13 protein-coding genes are annotated in these 14305 nt (G+C 67.1%); 6 read left to right on the top strand and 7 right to left on the bottom strand.

The genetic code is table 11. The features are described from left to right. Genes GTP77_RS14995 through GTP77_RS14980 form a run of 4 tightly spaced genes read right to left on the bottom strand, consistent with a single transcriptional unit; the run spans position 1 to position 6009 of the window. A complete protein-coding gene (locus GTP77_RS14995) occupies positions 1-708 on the bottom strand; it encodes a GDSL-type esterase/lipase family protein (protein ID WP_161072959.1) in 708 nt (235 codons plus the stop codon). Between the two features lie 21 nt (positions 709-729). Then, the gene (locus GTP77_RS30645; RefSeq protein ID WP_161072958.1) at positions 730-2934 is read right to left on the bottom strand and encodes a GDSL-type esterase/lipase family protein; all 2205 of its coding nucleotides are present in this window, start codon (positions 2932-2934) and stop codon (positions 730-732) included. A gap of 30 nt (positions 2935-2964) precedes the next feature. Further along, on the bottom strand, positions 2965-4824 hold the full coding sequence (locus tag GTP77_RS14985; RefSeq protein ID WP_161072957.1) for a rhamnogalacturonan lyase: 1860 nt from the start codon (positions 4822-4824) through the stop codon (positions 2965-2967). A gap of 27 nt (positions 4825-4851) precedes the next feature. Further along, the gene (locus GTP77_RS14980) at positions 4852-6009 is read right to left on the bottom strand and encodes an alpha-hydroxy acid oxidase (RefSeq protein WP_161072956.1); all 1158 of its coding nucleotides are present in this window, start codon (positions 6007-6009) and stop codon (positions 4852-4854) included. Between the two features lie 173 nt (positions 6010-6182). Here GTP77_RS14980 and GTP77_RS14975 point away from each other — a divergent pair, with 173 nt between their 5' ends. Then, a complete protein-coding gene (locus tag GTP77_RS14975) occupies positions 6183-7742 on the top strand; it encodes an alpha-L-fucosidase (protein WP_161072955.1) in 1560 nt (519 codons plus the stop codon). Positions 7743-7856: 114 nt separating this feature from the next. Continuing rightward, a complete protein-coding gene (gene fnr / locus GTP77_RS14970) occupies positions 7857-8627 on the top strand; it encodes a fumarate/nitrate reduction transcriptional regulator Fnr (RefSeq protein ID WP_161072954.1) in 771 nt (256 codons plus the stop codon). Between the two features lie 34 nt (positions 8628-8661). Here the strand turns inward: fnr and GTP77_RS14965 are convergent, their stop codons facing one another. Continuing rightward, entirely contained in the window at positions 8662-8925 is a 264-nt protein-coding gene (locus GTP77_RS14965; RefSeq protein WP_228892675.1) for a TraR/DksA C4-type zinc finger protein, read from the bottom strand. 149 nt (positions 8926-9074) lie between these two features. Between GTP77_RS14965 and GTP77_RS14960 the strand changes: the two genes are divergently transcribed. From GTP77_RS14960 to GTP77_RS14945, 4 genes are read left to right on the top strand one after another with little or no spacing between them, the layout of a single operon-like run. After that, complete coding sequence (locus GTP77_RS14960; protein WP_161072952.1) at positions 9075-10556, top strand: sensor histidine kinase; 1482 nt, start codon at positions 9075-9077, stop codon at positions 10554-10556. Then, the gene (locus GTP77_RS14955) at positions 10553-10966 is read left to right on the top strand and encodes a response regulator (protein WP_161072951.1); all 414 of its coding nucleotides are present in this window, start codon (positions 10553-10555) and stop codon (positions 10964-10966) included. The genes GTP77_RS14960 and GTP77_RS14955 overlap by 4 nt, the downstream gene beginning before the upstream one ends. Continuing rightward, a complete protein-coding gene (locus tag GTP77_RS14950; protein ID WP_229202199.1) occupies positions 10967-12466 on the top strand; it encodes a hybrid sensor histidine kinase/response regulator in 1500 nt (499 codons plus the stop codon). After that, complete coding sequence (locus GTP77_RS14945; RefSeq protein ID WP_161072950.1) at positions 12456-13094, top strand: response regulator; 639 nt, start codon at positions 12456-12458, stop codon at positions 13092-13094. Before GTP77_RS14950 ends, GTP77_RS14945 begins: the two co-directional genes overlap by 11 nt. 4 nt (positions 13095-13098) lie before the next feature. Here the strand turns inward: GTP77_RS14945 and GTP77_RS14940 are convergent, their stop codons facing one another. Next, the gene (locus GTP77_RS14940; protein ID WP_161072949.1) at positions 13099-13542 is read right to left on the bottom strand and encodes a universal stress protein; all 444 of its coding nucleotides are present in this window, start codon (positions 13540-13542) and stop codon (positions 13099-13101) included. Positions 13543-13560: 18 nt separating this feature from the next. Further along, entirely contained in the window at positions 13561-14289 is a 729-nt protein-coding gene (locus GTP77_RS14935; protein WP_161072948.1) for a helix-turn-helix domain-containing protein, read from the bottom strand. Between the last annotated feature and the right edge of the window lie 16 nt (positions 14290-14305).

The raw sequence follows: 14305 nt of genomic DNA, 5'->3' as shown, positions 1-14305 counted from the left end.
CTATTTCTGCACCACGGCCAGCAAGGCTTCCAGCTCATCCGCCCACATGGTGTAGCCGGCGGTGGTGAGGTGCAGCTTGTCGCCGCTCAGACCCTTCCAGTTGTCGCCTTCCGGCGTAAAGCGCGCAGCCAGGTTCAGATACCAGATGGTCTTGTTGTCCGCCAGCGGCGCAACCAGCTTGTTCACCTCGGCCATGCGCTGCTCGGCGCGGGAGTTCGGCAGTATGCTGACCACCACTACCTTCACGCCCGCGAACTTCTTCTGCGTGGCCGCAATCACGGCCTTGATGCCGGCGGCGGTGTCTTCCGCCTCGTTGTTGACGTTGTTGGTGCCGATCATGATGACCGCCACCTTGGGCTTCAGGAAGGACAGGTCGAAATTATCCAGGCGCCACAGCACATGCTGCGTGCGGTCCGCGCCCAGGCCGAAGTCGAAGGCGCGCTGCTCAAAGCGGCGGTTCCAGACCGAGGCGCCCGAGCCCCAGCGGAACTGCTCGGTGATCGAGTCGCCGATGAAGATGATCTCGGCCTCGCGGCCTTTGCGCAGCGCGAGGTAGTCGGCGAAATAGGTCTGGTAAGGCACGCGCGCCAGATAGTTCTGATCACTGGCGGTGGTGGTGGCCGGGTCCAGCGCGGCAGCAGGCAAAGGCAGACCCAGGCCCAGGCCCAGGCTGGCGGCGGTGGCAAGGGCGAGCAGCAGTCGTTTCATTCAAGTCTCCGTTGTGGTTTGTCAGTTTTGCGCGCGGAGCTGCTCGATCAGCGCGGCGGGTACGGCAATAGCGGTGCCATGACGCATGCGCACCGGCGTGCCTTCGTCGGGGAAGCTCATTTTAGCCGTCACATCTTCCCAGTTCACGAGATCGCGCGAGCGCATGGCCCCATAGTGCTTGGTGCGGTAGGCGTCATAATAGACGATCACGTCCTCGCCGGCCTGGATGGCGGTCGGTCCTTCCACCCACATTCCTTGCGGCGTGATGGGCGCACTGAGCTTGCCGAACGGCCCGCTCAGCGATGGCGCATCCGCCACCTGCAGGTATTTGCGGGGCGGATTCACGGTTTCGTCCTTCACCAGCAAGTGGTTCTTGCCGTTGACGCGCACGAAGGTCGCGTCGATCACGCTGAAGCCCGGGTCGTAGAACAGCTTGGTCGGGGTGAAGGTCTGGAAGTCCTTGGTGCTGGTCGAGTACAGGCGGTGGTTGTATTTCTCCTCCGAGGAACCTGCAGTCTCGGCGAACTTGCCCGGCACGGTGGAAGCCCAGAAAATCAGGAACTCGCCGCGCTGTTCGTCGTAGACGATTTCCGGCGCCCAGGCATTGAGCACGCCTTTTTCGTGCGCCATGACCGGCAATTCCTTCTGCTCGGACCAGTGGACCAGGTCTTTCGAGGATGCGTAGCCGATGTTGTTCTCTTTCCAGCCCGAGGTCCAGACCATGTGGTAGGTGCCGTCCGGGCCGCGCACGATGCAAGGATCGCGCATCAGTTTCGATATACCCACCTTGGGCGTGAGGTAGCTGCGGCCGCCGCCCAGCTTCTCCCAGCGGTAGCCGTCCGCGCTGGCCGCCAGGTGCAGGCCGTCCTCGCCGTTCTTGGTGAAGTAGGTGAACAGATAGCCGGTGGCGCCGGCGCGCGCCTGCGGGCCTGCGTTGGCCTCGTCGCCCAGCGGGCGCTCGTTGCTGAAGGTAGGGCTGCGCGGCACGGCGAAGCTGGCAACCGGGTCCGGCTTGGCGGGATTGAAGTTGCCGTAGCCGTCCGCGATGAAGGACGCGGCGGGCACGCCGGCCTGGCGCATGCCGGTCAGTACGGCTTGCGCCAGTTCGTAGGCGCCGTAGTTGTTGTGATGCGTGTTGTCGATGCGGCCGGGCTGCGGCTCGGCGAAGGCCGCCTTGGAGGCTTCCGTGCCCAGCGCTTCGTAGAACGGTTTGCTCATCGCATTCAGGTCGATGAAGGCCACGCCCAGCTCTTCGGCCGACTGGCGCGCTGCGGTGGCATAGTCGATCAGCGACGGTATGACCTTGCCATTCGCGTCGAATGCGCGGCGCTCCATGGACGAGATGATGACGGGGACGCCGCCACGGGCGCGCACGCCGTCCACGTGCTGCTTGATCTCGGCCTTGTAGGTGGTGAAGGGGCCGCCTTTGCCGTCCTTGATCTGTTTCTGGTCGTTGTGCCCGAACTGCATCATGACCGTGTCGCCGGGGCGCATGGCGCTCAGCACCTTGTCCAGGCGGCGGCGGGCCAGCGAATCGCGGTAGGTCTCCCCGGACTCGCCGTGGTTGGCGACGGCCACGCCGGGCTTCAGGAAGCGCGGCAGCATCTGGCCCCAGCTGGCATAAGGTTCGCCGGGCTGGTCGCAGACAGTGGAGTCGCCCAGCAGGAAGATGGTGGGTGTTTGCGCAGGCGCGATCTCGATGGAGCGCACGGCCGGCTGGCTGCCGTTGAATTCCAGCGTCAGGCGGCGGTCCCAGTTCCAGGCTTCCTGCACGGTCTCGCGCGGCACTTTGAGATTCACCGCGCCCGCCGCCAGGCCGCCTACGGCTGGAATGGCGGGCGTGCGGATGTTGACGGTGAAAGTGCGCGTTTCAGTCTTGCCCGGCGCGGTGCGCACGTTCTCCAGCATCAGGCGGCGCAGTTCGGACTTGATGGTGGTGGTCGATGCTTCCGGCGTACCGCCCAGCGTGACGGTGATGTTGTAGTTGCCTTCGGGGAGATCGACCGAGAAGAAGGAGGGCTTGCCTGCCGCGGCGCCGGGCTCGAAGCCGTAGCCCTTGCTGGCGCTGTATTCGGTGGTGACAGGGACGGCGGTGTAGCCGGCGGCCGGCTTTGCGCTGAAATCGAAGCGGCGCGCTTCACCATTTTGTGCGGTGGCGGAGAAACTGGCGGCCAGTAGCAAGGCCAGCGTGGTGGCGCGGCGCGCCGCGAGCAGGGAAGTCTTCATGGTCTCTGTTTCTGTTGTGTTGTATGCGTACTATTCTTGTGCGCTGAGCCGGGATGCGCCAGGCAAAGGCGCCATGCCTTCGCCCAGGTAGAAGGAAGGATGCGGCGGCTGGTTGTAGCCCGCATTTTGGCCCGCCACCTGCACGCGGTATTGCGCGTCCTGCATCAGCGCCGGAATGCGGTGGGTGGTGGGCTCGGTGGTACTGAACACCTGCAGGGAGTTGTTGTCCGCGCTGCGCCAGACCACTTCCTCGCGCCAGTCGCCTAACAGATCCGCCGACAGCACGGGCGTGGACTTGGTGCCGTTGTTGGAGGCGGCGCCGGAGTCCGCGCCGTTCAGCAGGAGCTGCATGTCCTTGGTGGCCGGGTTCCATTTTTCTATCCGCGTGCCGTCCAGCGACTCGCGCAGCAGGTCGCCGTCCCACCAGGAAGCGAAGTTGATGCGGCGCGGATGCTCGGGGGAGATTTGCACGCCGCTGGCGCTCATCAGGCCGCCGACCGAGGCCCAGCATTCCTCGCCCAGGTGGGCCGGGTCGATATCCATGCACACGCCGCGTCCCACGTCCGCGCCTTTGCCGTCCACGCTCCACAGGATTTTGCCGGTGGCCGCGTCGTGCATTTCTATGCCGTGCTTGCCGTAGCAACTGGGCGTTTCGTGCACCATGAAGACCTGTTGTCCCGGACGAAGCGGGTCCAGCTTGCCCACGTGGAGGGCGTCGCCGTGGCACAGTCCTGTGCTGTACAGCATTTTGCCGTTGCTGCCTATGGTGGCCGCGCCGTAGATGATGTCGTCCTTGCCGTCGTTGTCCACGTCGGCCACGGACAGCCAGTGCGCGCCCTGGTGGTTCACTTCGCCGCCCGCCACGTCGCTGTCGAACACCCAGCGGCTGCTCAGCTTCCCGCCGCGCCAGTCCCAGGCGGCGATCACGGCGCGCGTGTAGTAGCCGCGCGAGAAGATTGCGCTGGGCTTTGCGCCATCCAGATAGGCCACGCCGCCGAGGAAGCGGTCCACCCGGTTGCCGTAGGCGTCGCCCCAGGCTGCCACGTCGCCGCGTCCGGGCAGGTAGGGCGCGCTGGCCATGGCGGCGCCTGTCTCGCCGTTGAAGACGGTGATGAATTCGGGGCCGGACAGGACGTAGCCCTTGGGATTGCGGTAGTCCGCGTTCGCGTCGCCGATCACCTTGCCTTTGCCGTCCACGGTGCCGTCGGCGGTTTTCACCATCAGCTCGGCCTTGCCGTCGCCGTCGAAGTCGTAGACCAGGAAGGTGGTGTAGTGCGCGCCGGCGCGGATGTTGCGGCCCAGGTCCACGCGCCACAAGCGCGTGCCGTCCATTTTGTAGGCGTCGATATAGGTGTTGCCGGTGTAGCCTGTGTGCGAATTGTCGTGTGCATTGGTCGGCTGCCACTTCACTATCAGCTCGTAGCTGCCGTCTCCGTCCAGGTCGGCCGCCGAACCGTCGTTGATCTCGTAGGTGTAGCTCTGGCCGTCGGGCGTTACGCCGCCGGCCGGCTTCTGGACCGGGATGGTTTTGTATTGCTGCGGCCAGGTGGCGCCGGCGCTGGCCAGGGGCTGCTCGCCGCCGCGTGGCACGACGCGCCGCACCGAGTAGACGGCTGCGGCGGTGCCGGCCGGGTCCACGTAGTTGGTGCTCTTCAGCGGCTCCGCATTCAGGCGCTTGCCGTCGCGGTAAAGATCGAAGGACGTCCCGCCCGGGTCCGTCGCCAACGCACGCCAGCTGACGAAAACTCCGCCATTCGCGGCGATGGCGAGCACGCCACGGTCCAGGTTTTCAAGCTGCTTGCCTGCTATTTGAGCCGGGGCGGCTGCAGCGCCGGCGCTCAGCGCCAGTGCCAGGGACGCTGCAACGCCAGCGATGCGGTAGTTGTGCATGGAAGTCCTGTTAGGGGGAGCCAGTGATTACCAGTGCTTGGGCAGCACGATGTGCGAACGGTTCGCGTCGCGGATGTCGCGGATGCCGGACAGCGCCATCGACACGTCCAGCTCCTTGCGCATGATCTCCAGCGCCAGGCTCACGCCCGGCTTGCCCATGGCGCCCAGGCCGTAGATGTAGCTGCGGCCCGCCATCACGCCGCGCGCACCCATGGCGCAGGCTTTCAGGATGTCCTGGCCGGAGCGGATACCGCCGTCCATCCACACTTCCATCTTCGGATTCTCGGCCTGCACCGCTTCCAGCACGCCGGGCAGGGCGCGGATGGAGCTCATGGCGCCGTCCAGCTGGCGGCCGCCGTGGTTGCTGACCACCAGCGCGTCCGCGCCGGTGCGGGCGGCCATTTTCGCGTCTTCCGGATCGAGGATGCCTTTCAAAATCAGCTTGCCGCCCCATTGCTTGCGTATCCATTCCACGTCGTCCCAGTTCAGCGTGGGGTCGAACTGCTGGCCCACCCAGGCCATCAGCGTGGACAGGCCCTGCGCGCCCTTGACGTGGCCGTCGAGGTTGCCGAAGGTCTTGCGCTTGCCCAGCAGGACGCTGGCGCACCACGACGGCTTGCTCAGCATGTCCGCGATATTGGACAGGGTAGGGCGCGGCGGCACGGTCAGGCCGTTGCGCAGGTCCGCGTGGCGCTGGCCCAGGATCTGCAGGTCCAGCGTGAGCACCAGCGCCGAGCACTTGGCGGCCTTGGCGCGCGCGATCAGGTCGGCGGCGAAGGCGCGGTCGCGCATCACGTAGAGTTGGAACCAGAACGGCTTGGTGGTGGCCGCCGCCACGTCCTCGATGGAGCAGATGCTCATGGTGGTGAGCGTGAAGGGCACGCCGAATTCCTCGGCCGCCTGCGCTGCCAGGATCTCGCCGTCGCCGTAGTTCAGGCCCGTCAGGCCTACCGGGGCCAGCGCCACCGGCATGGACGCGTCCTGGCCGGCCAGCGTGGTGGCGGTGTTGCGCTGGTCCACATTCACGGCCACGCGCTGGCGCAGATGGATGGCTTCCAGGTCGCTTTTGTTGGCGCGCATGGTGCCCTGGGTGTAGGAGCCGGAATCGACGTAGCCGAAAATAGCTTTTGCGACGCGACGCTTGGCCTGCAGGCGCAGGTCTTCAATCTCGGTGATGACTGCCATGGGGGTATTGTTATAGGTCTGATTAGGATGGCTTCCGAGTATCGATAGTCGTCACGCCAGTGTCAACGGCTGGCGCAATCTAATCATGTTTATGAGTGATACAAAGCGAAACGTGCGCGAAATGCGCCCGCGCGCTACGCTAGCCGTCATTTCTATAATTACAGGGGCAAACCATGCTGCGCGCGCCATTGCTGTCCGGTCTAACCTTGGCCGTCCTCGCTTCCACCCTGACCGGTGCCGACGCCGGCCCCTTGCCCAAGCCGGACCGGGGCGGCGTGCCCGAGTCCAAGCTGTACGACTACGGCGTGATGGGGCCGCCCGCCACCCCGGCCACCGTGGCCGCTGCCGATGCCGCCGTCGCCACGCCGCTGCCGCCCGGCCCCTACGCGGCGGACTGGGAGTCTATCCGCAAGAATTACCGCACCCCGGCCTGGTTCGAGGACGCCAAGTTCGGCATCTTCATGCACTGGGGCGTGTACGCGGTGCCCGCCTACCACAACGAATGGTATGAAAAGCATATGTACGGCGCCGACCTGGCCTGGCACACCGCAACCTTCGGGCCGCCGGAACGCTTTGGCTACAAGGATTTCATCCCCCGGTTCAAGCAGGAGAAGTTCGACGCCGCGCAGTGGGCCACGCTGTTCCGCCGCGCCGGCGCCCGGTTCGTGATGCCCTCCGCCCAGCACCACGACAATTTCGCGCTCTGGGACAGCCATGTTACGCCTTTCAACGCCAAGCGCATGGGACCGAAGCGCGACCTGATAGGCGAACTGGCGGCCGCCGTGCGCAAGGAGGGCATGAAGTTCGGCGTGTCCAACCACGGGGTGGAGAACTTCACCTTCATCAACCCGCCCGAAGCGCTGGAAGCCCGCCTGAAAGCGGCCAAGGCCGACCTGTACGACCCGGAATGGGCGGCCTTCTACAACGTGGCCGATCGCAGCCAGCCCGCCATGGCGCGCTTCCTGACCGACTGGGTGAACCGCAACCTGGAGCTGATCGACCAGTACCAGCCCGACATTCTGTGGTTCGACAACGGCGTCAACCTGCGCGTGCTGGACCCGCTCAAGCTGCGCGTGGCGGCCTACTACTACAACCGCGCCCAGGCCTGGAACAAGGAAGTCTCGATCAGCACCAAATTCGTCGCCTACGCGCCCAGCAACGACGACGCCCAACAGGTCGGATCCATTATCGACTTTGAAAAGATAGGCGTGCGCTCGCCGCCGGACATCCGGCCCGGCCCGTGGATGGTGGACGACACCATAGGCAGCACGTGGGGCTACACCAACGGCATGAAGGTGGCCGGCGGCGCCGCCATTATTGGCCGCCTGGTCGACACGGCGAGCAAGGGCGGCTTCTACCTGCTCAATCTCTCGCCCAAGGCCGACGGCACCATCCCCGAGGAGCAGCAGCGCACCTTGCTGGACGTGGGCGCATGGCTGGACGCCAATGGCGAGGCCATCTACGGCACCCGCCCCTGGAAGCAGTTCGGCGAGGAGGGATGGCGTTTCACATCCAAGGGCACGGCGGTCTACGCCATCGGCGCGCCGCGCGACGGCTCGGTGGTGCTGCGCGTACTGGGACCGGGCGCCGGCAAGGTGAGGGGCGTGGAACAGCTGGGCCGCGACGGCGCGCTGCCATTCCGCCAGACCCAGGAAGGCCTGACGGTGGAGGGTATTTCCAGCGCGCCCGGCGCCTTGGGCGGCGCGCCGTCGGCGCTGAAAATCACCTTCTGAGCTGGCCTGTAGGGGATCCCCTACAGCAGCCAGCCGGAATACCCGATACCGCCCAGGCCCGGTGCGGGCGATACTGTCCGCATCGACAGCGCAGCCCATGCACCGGAGCCGACCATGACCACCGCCACCATCCACATCGCATCTTCCGCCCCAGCCAAGGCGCAGCCCCAGCCGCGCTGCGGCCTGTGCAGCTTCAACCGCCTGTGCCTGCCGCAGGGACTGGACGAGGATGCGATGCACCGCCTGGAGCAGATCATCTCGCGCCGCCGCAAAGTGCAGCGCGACGAGCAGCTGTTCAGCATGGGGCAGGGATTCGGCAGCCTGTACGCGGTGCGCCTGGGGCATTTCAAGACCGCGCAGGTGAACCAGCGCGGCGAGCAGCAGATTACCGGCTTCCACATGGCCGGCGACCTGCTGGGCATGGAAGCGATAGGCACCGGCCAGCACAGCTGCAGCGCGGTGGCGCTGGAGGACAGCGAAGTGTGCGAAATCCCCTTTGGCCGCCTGCAGGAGCTGGTGGCCGAAGTGCCCGAGCTGATGCACCAGTTCCACCGCGTCATGGCGCGTGAAATCCAGCGCGAACAGGCGGTTGCCCTATTTTTGGGCAATATGCGCGCCGAACAGCGCCTGGCCTTGATGCTGACCTCCCTGGGCGCCCGCTACGCGGCGCGCGGCTTCTCGCCTGCAAGCTTCCAGCTGCGCATGTCGCGCGAGGACATCGGCGGCTACCTGGGCCTGACCATCGAGAGCATCAGCCGCCTGCTGGCGCGCTTCCGCAAGGCCGGCTGGATCAGCCTGAACAACCGCGACCTGCGCATCCTGGATCTGGCCGGCCTGCAAGACTTGGCCGCCGGCCGCTTTGCCCCTGAGTGCGAAGCCGCCTGAGGCGCTGTCTGGCGCCCCGCCTGCTTCCCGTCCTCTATTCCTGTTCCACCTGGTAGCGCCGCTCGATGTTTTGCTGACAAGCCAGGCAGTGCGCAGCCGACGGCTGCGCCAGCAAGCGGGCCAGCGCAATGGCCGCGCCGCACTGGCGGCATGCGCCGTAGCTGCCGTCCGCCAGCCGCGCCAGCGCCAGTTCCACCACCTCCAGCTCCCACGTTGCCTGCTTGCGCGCCGCTCGCGCCCGCTCGCTCAACAGCATGCGCTCCAGTTCCGCCGCCGTTTCGCTGTCTACCGAGTGCATTGCGTTCTCCGCCGTTCCCATGGGTGTAACTGTATGGGAAGCGGGCGTTCCGCGTCAGTGGCTGGTTTGATCCAGGTCAAATTGCCGCCGAATTTCCGCTGTGGACACTAAGGCTTTACCGGGGCGGGCATCTTTCGTATGATTGCGGCATGCAAAATCCCCCCATCGCCGACCAAAGCCTGGCCTGGCTACTGGCAGCCGCCACCGATCCCGTCCTCATCGTAGACCGCGGCGGCGCCATTGCGCTCGCCAATCCGGCCCTGGAAGCGCTGTTCGGCTACACGCAGGAGCAGTTGCAGGGCCTGCCGGTGGAGACGCTGATACCCGAACGCTTCCGCCACGGCCACCAGGCGCTGCGCGAAGGCTACACCGCCGAGCCGCATCCGCGCGCGATGGGCGCGGGGGCCCAGCTGTCCGGCCGCCACCGCGAGGGACGCGAATTCCCGGTCGAGGTCAGCCTGTCGCCGCTGCGCAGCCCGGACGGCCAGACCATGGTGATGGCCACCATCCACGACATCAGCGCCCGCAAGGCCGCCGAACAGGCGCTCCAGGAGAGCGAAGCGCGCATGCGCGCCGTGTTTGAAACGGCGGTGGACGGCATTATCACCATCGACGAACACGGCATGCTGGAACGCCTGAACCCCGCCGCCGAGCGCATGTTCGGCTACCGCGAGGCGGAGGTGGCGGGCCGCAACATCAATATGCTGATGCCGGAGCCGCACCGCAGCGCGCACGACGGCTACCTGGCGCATTACCGCGCCACCGGCGAAAAACGCATCATCGGCAAGGGCCGCGAAGTGCAGGGCCTGCGGCGCGACGGCAGCGTCTTCCCCATGGACTTGTCGGTGGCAGAGATGACCTTGGGCGGCAAGCGCATGTACACCGGCCTGGTGCGCGACATCACCGAACGCAAGCTGGCCGAGCAGAAGTCCGAACAACTGCTGCAGGAACTGAGCAGCGCCAACGAGGAACTGACCAATTTCGCCTACGTGGTCTCGCACGACCTGAAGGCGCCGCTGCGCGGCATCGGCTCGCTAGCGGACTGGCTGGCCACCGACTACGCCGCCCTGTTCAACGACGAGGGCAAGGAGCATATGCGCCTGCTCATCAACCGCGTGCACCGCATGGGCGCGCTGATCGACGGCATCTTGCAGTACTCCCGCGTGGGACGGGTGCGCGAGGCCGTGGTCCTGGTGGACCTGAACAAGGTGCTGGCCGAGGTGCTGGACCTGCTGGCGCCGCCGCCCGGCATCGCCATCACGGTGGCGCCGGGCCTGCCCACGGTGGCCGGCGAACCGACCCGGCTGCAGCAGGTGTTCCACAACCTGATCTCCAACGCCATCAAATACATGCACCGTCCGGACGGCCAGGTGACCGTCAGCTGCGAGGACGACGGCAGCCACTGGCGCTTTGCCGTGACGGACAACGGCCCCGGCATCGAGCCGCGCCATTTCGAGCGCATCTTCCAGCTGTTCCAGACCCTGGCCCCGCGCGACCGCGTGGAAAGCACCGGCGTGGGCCTGGCGCTGGTCAAGAAGATCGTGGAAATGTACCGTGGCCGGGTCTGGGTCGAGTCGGCGCCCGGCGCCGGCGCCACTTTCTATTTCACCTGGCCCAAGGAATGCCTATGAAGAATGCCAGCAAGCCCATCCTCCTGGTCGAAGACGACACCGTGGACGTGATGACCATCAAACGCGCGCTGAAGGAAATCGGCGTGGGCAACCCCGTGGTGGCGGTCGAGCACGGCGAAGCCGCGCTGGACTACCTGCGCAGCGCGGACTGCGCGCGGCCCTGCATCATCCTGCTGGACCTGAATATGCCCATCATGAGCGGCATCGAGTTCCTGCGCGAAGCCAAGCACGACGCGGCGCTGCGGCCCATCCCTGTGGTCGTGCTGACCACCTCGGCCGAGCAGCAGGACAAGCTGAGCAGCTTCGAGCTGGGCGTGGCCGGCTACATGGCCAAGCCGGTCGATTACCGCGCCTTCGTCGAGGTGGTGCGCTCGATAGACCGCTACTGGACCGTTAGCGAGATGCCCTGAATGATGGACAAGCAGAACACCACAGCCACGGAACCGGTGCGTGTCCTCATCGTCGAGGACGACATGGTGGACCGCATGGCCTGCCGCCGCGCCTTCCGCGCGGCCGGCGCCTATGCGCTGCTGGAGGCGGAAACCGGCCAGCAGGGGCTGGAACTGGCGTTGTCCGGCCAGGTGGACTGCGTGCTGCTCGACTACAACCTGCCGGACCTGACCGGCCTGGAATTCCTCGCCAGCCTGGCCAAGCTGGCCGGCGGCGAGGGCGCCGCGCCGCCGGTGATGATGCTGACCGGGGCCGACAGCGCCACAGTGGCGGCCGAAGCCATGCGGCGCGGCGCGCGCGACTACCTGGTCAAGGACACGGACGGGCGCTACCTGGAGCTGCTGCCGGCCGGCATCGAACGCATGCTGCGCGAACAGCGCCTGCGCTTGGACAAGCAGCAGGCCGAGACCCGTTTCCGTACGCTCGTCGAGCAAATCCACGCCGTCAGCTACGTGGCCGGCACCGGCGCCTGCGGGGCGCTGCAGTATGTCAGTCCGCAAATCCGCATGCTGCTGGGCTACACGCCCGAGGAATGGCTGGCCGACTCCGGCCTGCTGCGCGCCCGCATGCACCCGGACGACAGGGATGCTGCCTGGGCGGAAGTGTGCGCCTGCCGCAGCGCCGCCCGCGCGCTGCGCGTCGAATACCGCTTGCTGCCGCGCGGCGGCGGCGAGCTGTGGGTGCGCGACCAGGCCGATCCCGTGCCCGGCCCCAACGGGCCTGTGCTGCAAGGCATACTGATCGATATCTCCGCCAGCAAGGCGGCCGAGCAGGCGCTGCGCCAGTCGCAGGACGAGCTGCGCCGCCTGGGCGCGCACCAGGAACGCATCAAGGAGGAAGAGCGCAAGCGCATTGCGCAGGAAATCCACGACGAACTGGGCGGCCTGCTGACCGGCATCCGCGCCTACATCCTGGTGGCGCAGGAGCGCGCGGTGGCGGCGGGCAGCACGCCCGAGCCGCTGCTGGCGGACACGGCGGACCTGGTGCAGAGCGCCATCGAAACGGTGCGCCGCGTGATTACCGACCTGCGCCCCAGCGTGCTGGACCAGCTGGGCGTGTGGGCCGCGCTGGAATGGTATGCGGACCAGGTGGCGCTGCGGGCCGGCCTGCGCTGCGTGTGCCGCATCGACGCGCAAGCCGCCGCGCTGGAGCTGGACGCGGACCGCAGCACCATGCTGTTCCGCATCGTGCAGGAGGCGCTGACCAATGTGGTGCGCCACGCGCAGGCCACGCAAGCGACGATAGATGTGGCGTGCGAGCCGGGCGCGCTGCGGCTGACGGTGAGCGACAATGGCAAGGGCATCGCCGCCGAGGGGCTGCTAAGCCGGGAGTCCTGGGGCATATTGGGCATGCATGAACGCAGCCGCAGTTTTGGCGGCCAGCTGGCCATCACCGGCGGCCCGGACGGCACCGTGCTGATGCTGCGCCTGCCGCTGGAGGAGAATCAAGATGACGGATGACGAAATCACCGTCCTGCTGGTGGACGACCATGCGATTGCACGTAACGGCGTGCGGCTGATGCTGGGTACGGCCAGCGGCATCGCCGTGACGGGCGAGGCGGGCAACGCGCAGGAGGCCATGCAGCGCGTGGCCGAGCAGCAGTTCGACGTGGCGCTGGTGGACATCACCATGCCGGGCAAGAACGGCCTGGAACTGCTGAAGATGCTGCGCGCCGGGTGCCCGCGCATGGCGGTGCTGATACTGAGCACCTATTCCGAGGAAATTTACGCGGTGCGCGCCCTGAAGCTGGGCGCGGCGGGCTATCTGACCAAGGACGCGCCCACCGCCACGCTGGTGGAGGCGGTGCGCAAGGCGGCGGCGGGCGGCAAGCACGTGAGCCCGGCGCTGGTGGAAAAGCTGGCCATGATGGTGGGCGGCGGCGGGGCGGGCGACCACGAGGCGCTGTCCGACCGCGAGCTGGAGGTGTTCAAGCTGATCGCCGCCGGCGAGGCGCTGGTGCGCATCGGCGAACTGCTGCACCTGAGCCCGAACACGGTCACCACCTACCGCACCCGCATCCTGGACAAGATGGGCATGGCCAGCAACGCCGAGCTGACCCGCTACGCGCTGGAACACGGCATGATCTGAACGCTTACTCGGCGCGGAACACCAGCACCGGGACCGGGCTGTGCACCAGCACCTTTTGCGTCTGGCTGCCCAGCAGCGCGCCTTTCAGGCCCAGCTGGCCGTGGCAGGCCATGGCGATCAGGTCGCAGCCGCGCGCGTGGGCGGTCTCCAGTATCTTGCGGTGCGGCCGGTCGCCGCGCGCCAAGACGGTCCGGCACGGCACCTGCCTTGCGCGCGCCGCCTCGCTCACGGCGTCCAGCAGCGCTTGGCCCTGGGCCCTGCTGTCGCTCACGTTCGGCTCTGCCGCTTGGTCCGGTGCTGCAGGCCGGTGGCTGAAAGCGTGGTCGTCCGGCAAGACGTGCACCGCCGTGATGCTGGCGCCGTAGCTGGCCGCCATGTCCAGCGCCGAACGCAGCGACACCTGCGACGCGGGCGAGCCGTCTACCGGCACGAGTATGTGCTTGAACATGATGTCTCCATGGATGGTTCAGTTGGCGCTGTAGGCGGGCGCGGCGGCCACCGCGCGCAGGCCGGCGGTGTCGCGCAGCTCGATGGCGCGGTTGCTCACGGCCAGCAGGCCGTTCTGCTTGAACATGGACAGCAGCCGGCTCACGCTTTCCACCGTCAGCGCCAGGTAGGCCGCCAGATCCTCGCGCGACATGCACAGCTGGAAGGACGTGGCGGAACCGCCGCGCTCGCCGTAGCGGCCGCCCAGATCCAGCAGCAGCCGGGCCAGCCGCTGCGGAGCGCGCGCATTCCCCAGAAACAGCATCTGCTCCTGGCGCTGCGCCAGGCTGGCGCTCAGCAGGTGGGACAGCCGCCGCGCCAGCGCGGGCTGCTGCGCCATCAGCGTTTCCAGGCCGGGGTAGGGGATGGCGCAGATCACGCTGTCCGACAGGGCGACGGCGTCGCTGCCGTAGCGGCCTGGACCGATGGCGTCCAGGCCCAGCAGGTCGCCCGGCATGGCGAAGCCCAGCACCTGCACGCCACCGTCCGGCGCGGCGCGCTGCAGCTTGAACTGGCCGCTCAGCACCGCGTGCAACTGGCCGAACGGCGCGCCGCCGGTTTCCACGCACTCATGGCGCGCCACCGCCCGCCGCTGGGACACCGCGCGTTCAAATTCATCCAGCGCACCGCCCGCCAGGCCGGAAGGCAGGCACAGGGCGCGCCAGTGGCAATTGGCGCAGGTGGCTGGAGGGAGAGACGGATGATTCATTGTGGCAAGAAACCTT

It is taken from the genome of Pseudoduganella aquatica (assembly GCF_009857595.1).
GTDB classification, from domain to species: Bacteria; Pseudomonadota; Gammaproteobacteria; order Burkholderiales; family Burkholderiaceae_D; genus Rugamonas; species Rugamonas aquatica_A.
The sequence above is the reverse complement of the archived record's forward strand: the minus strand, read 5'-3'. Positions and strand labels throughout refer to the sequence as shown.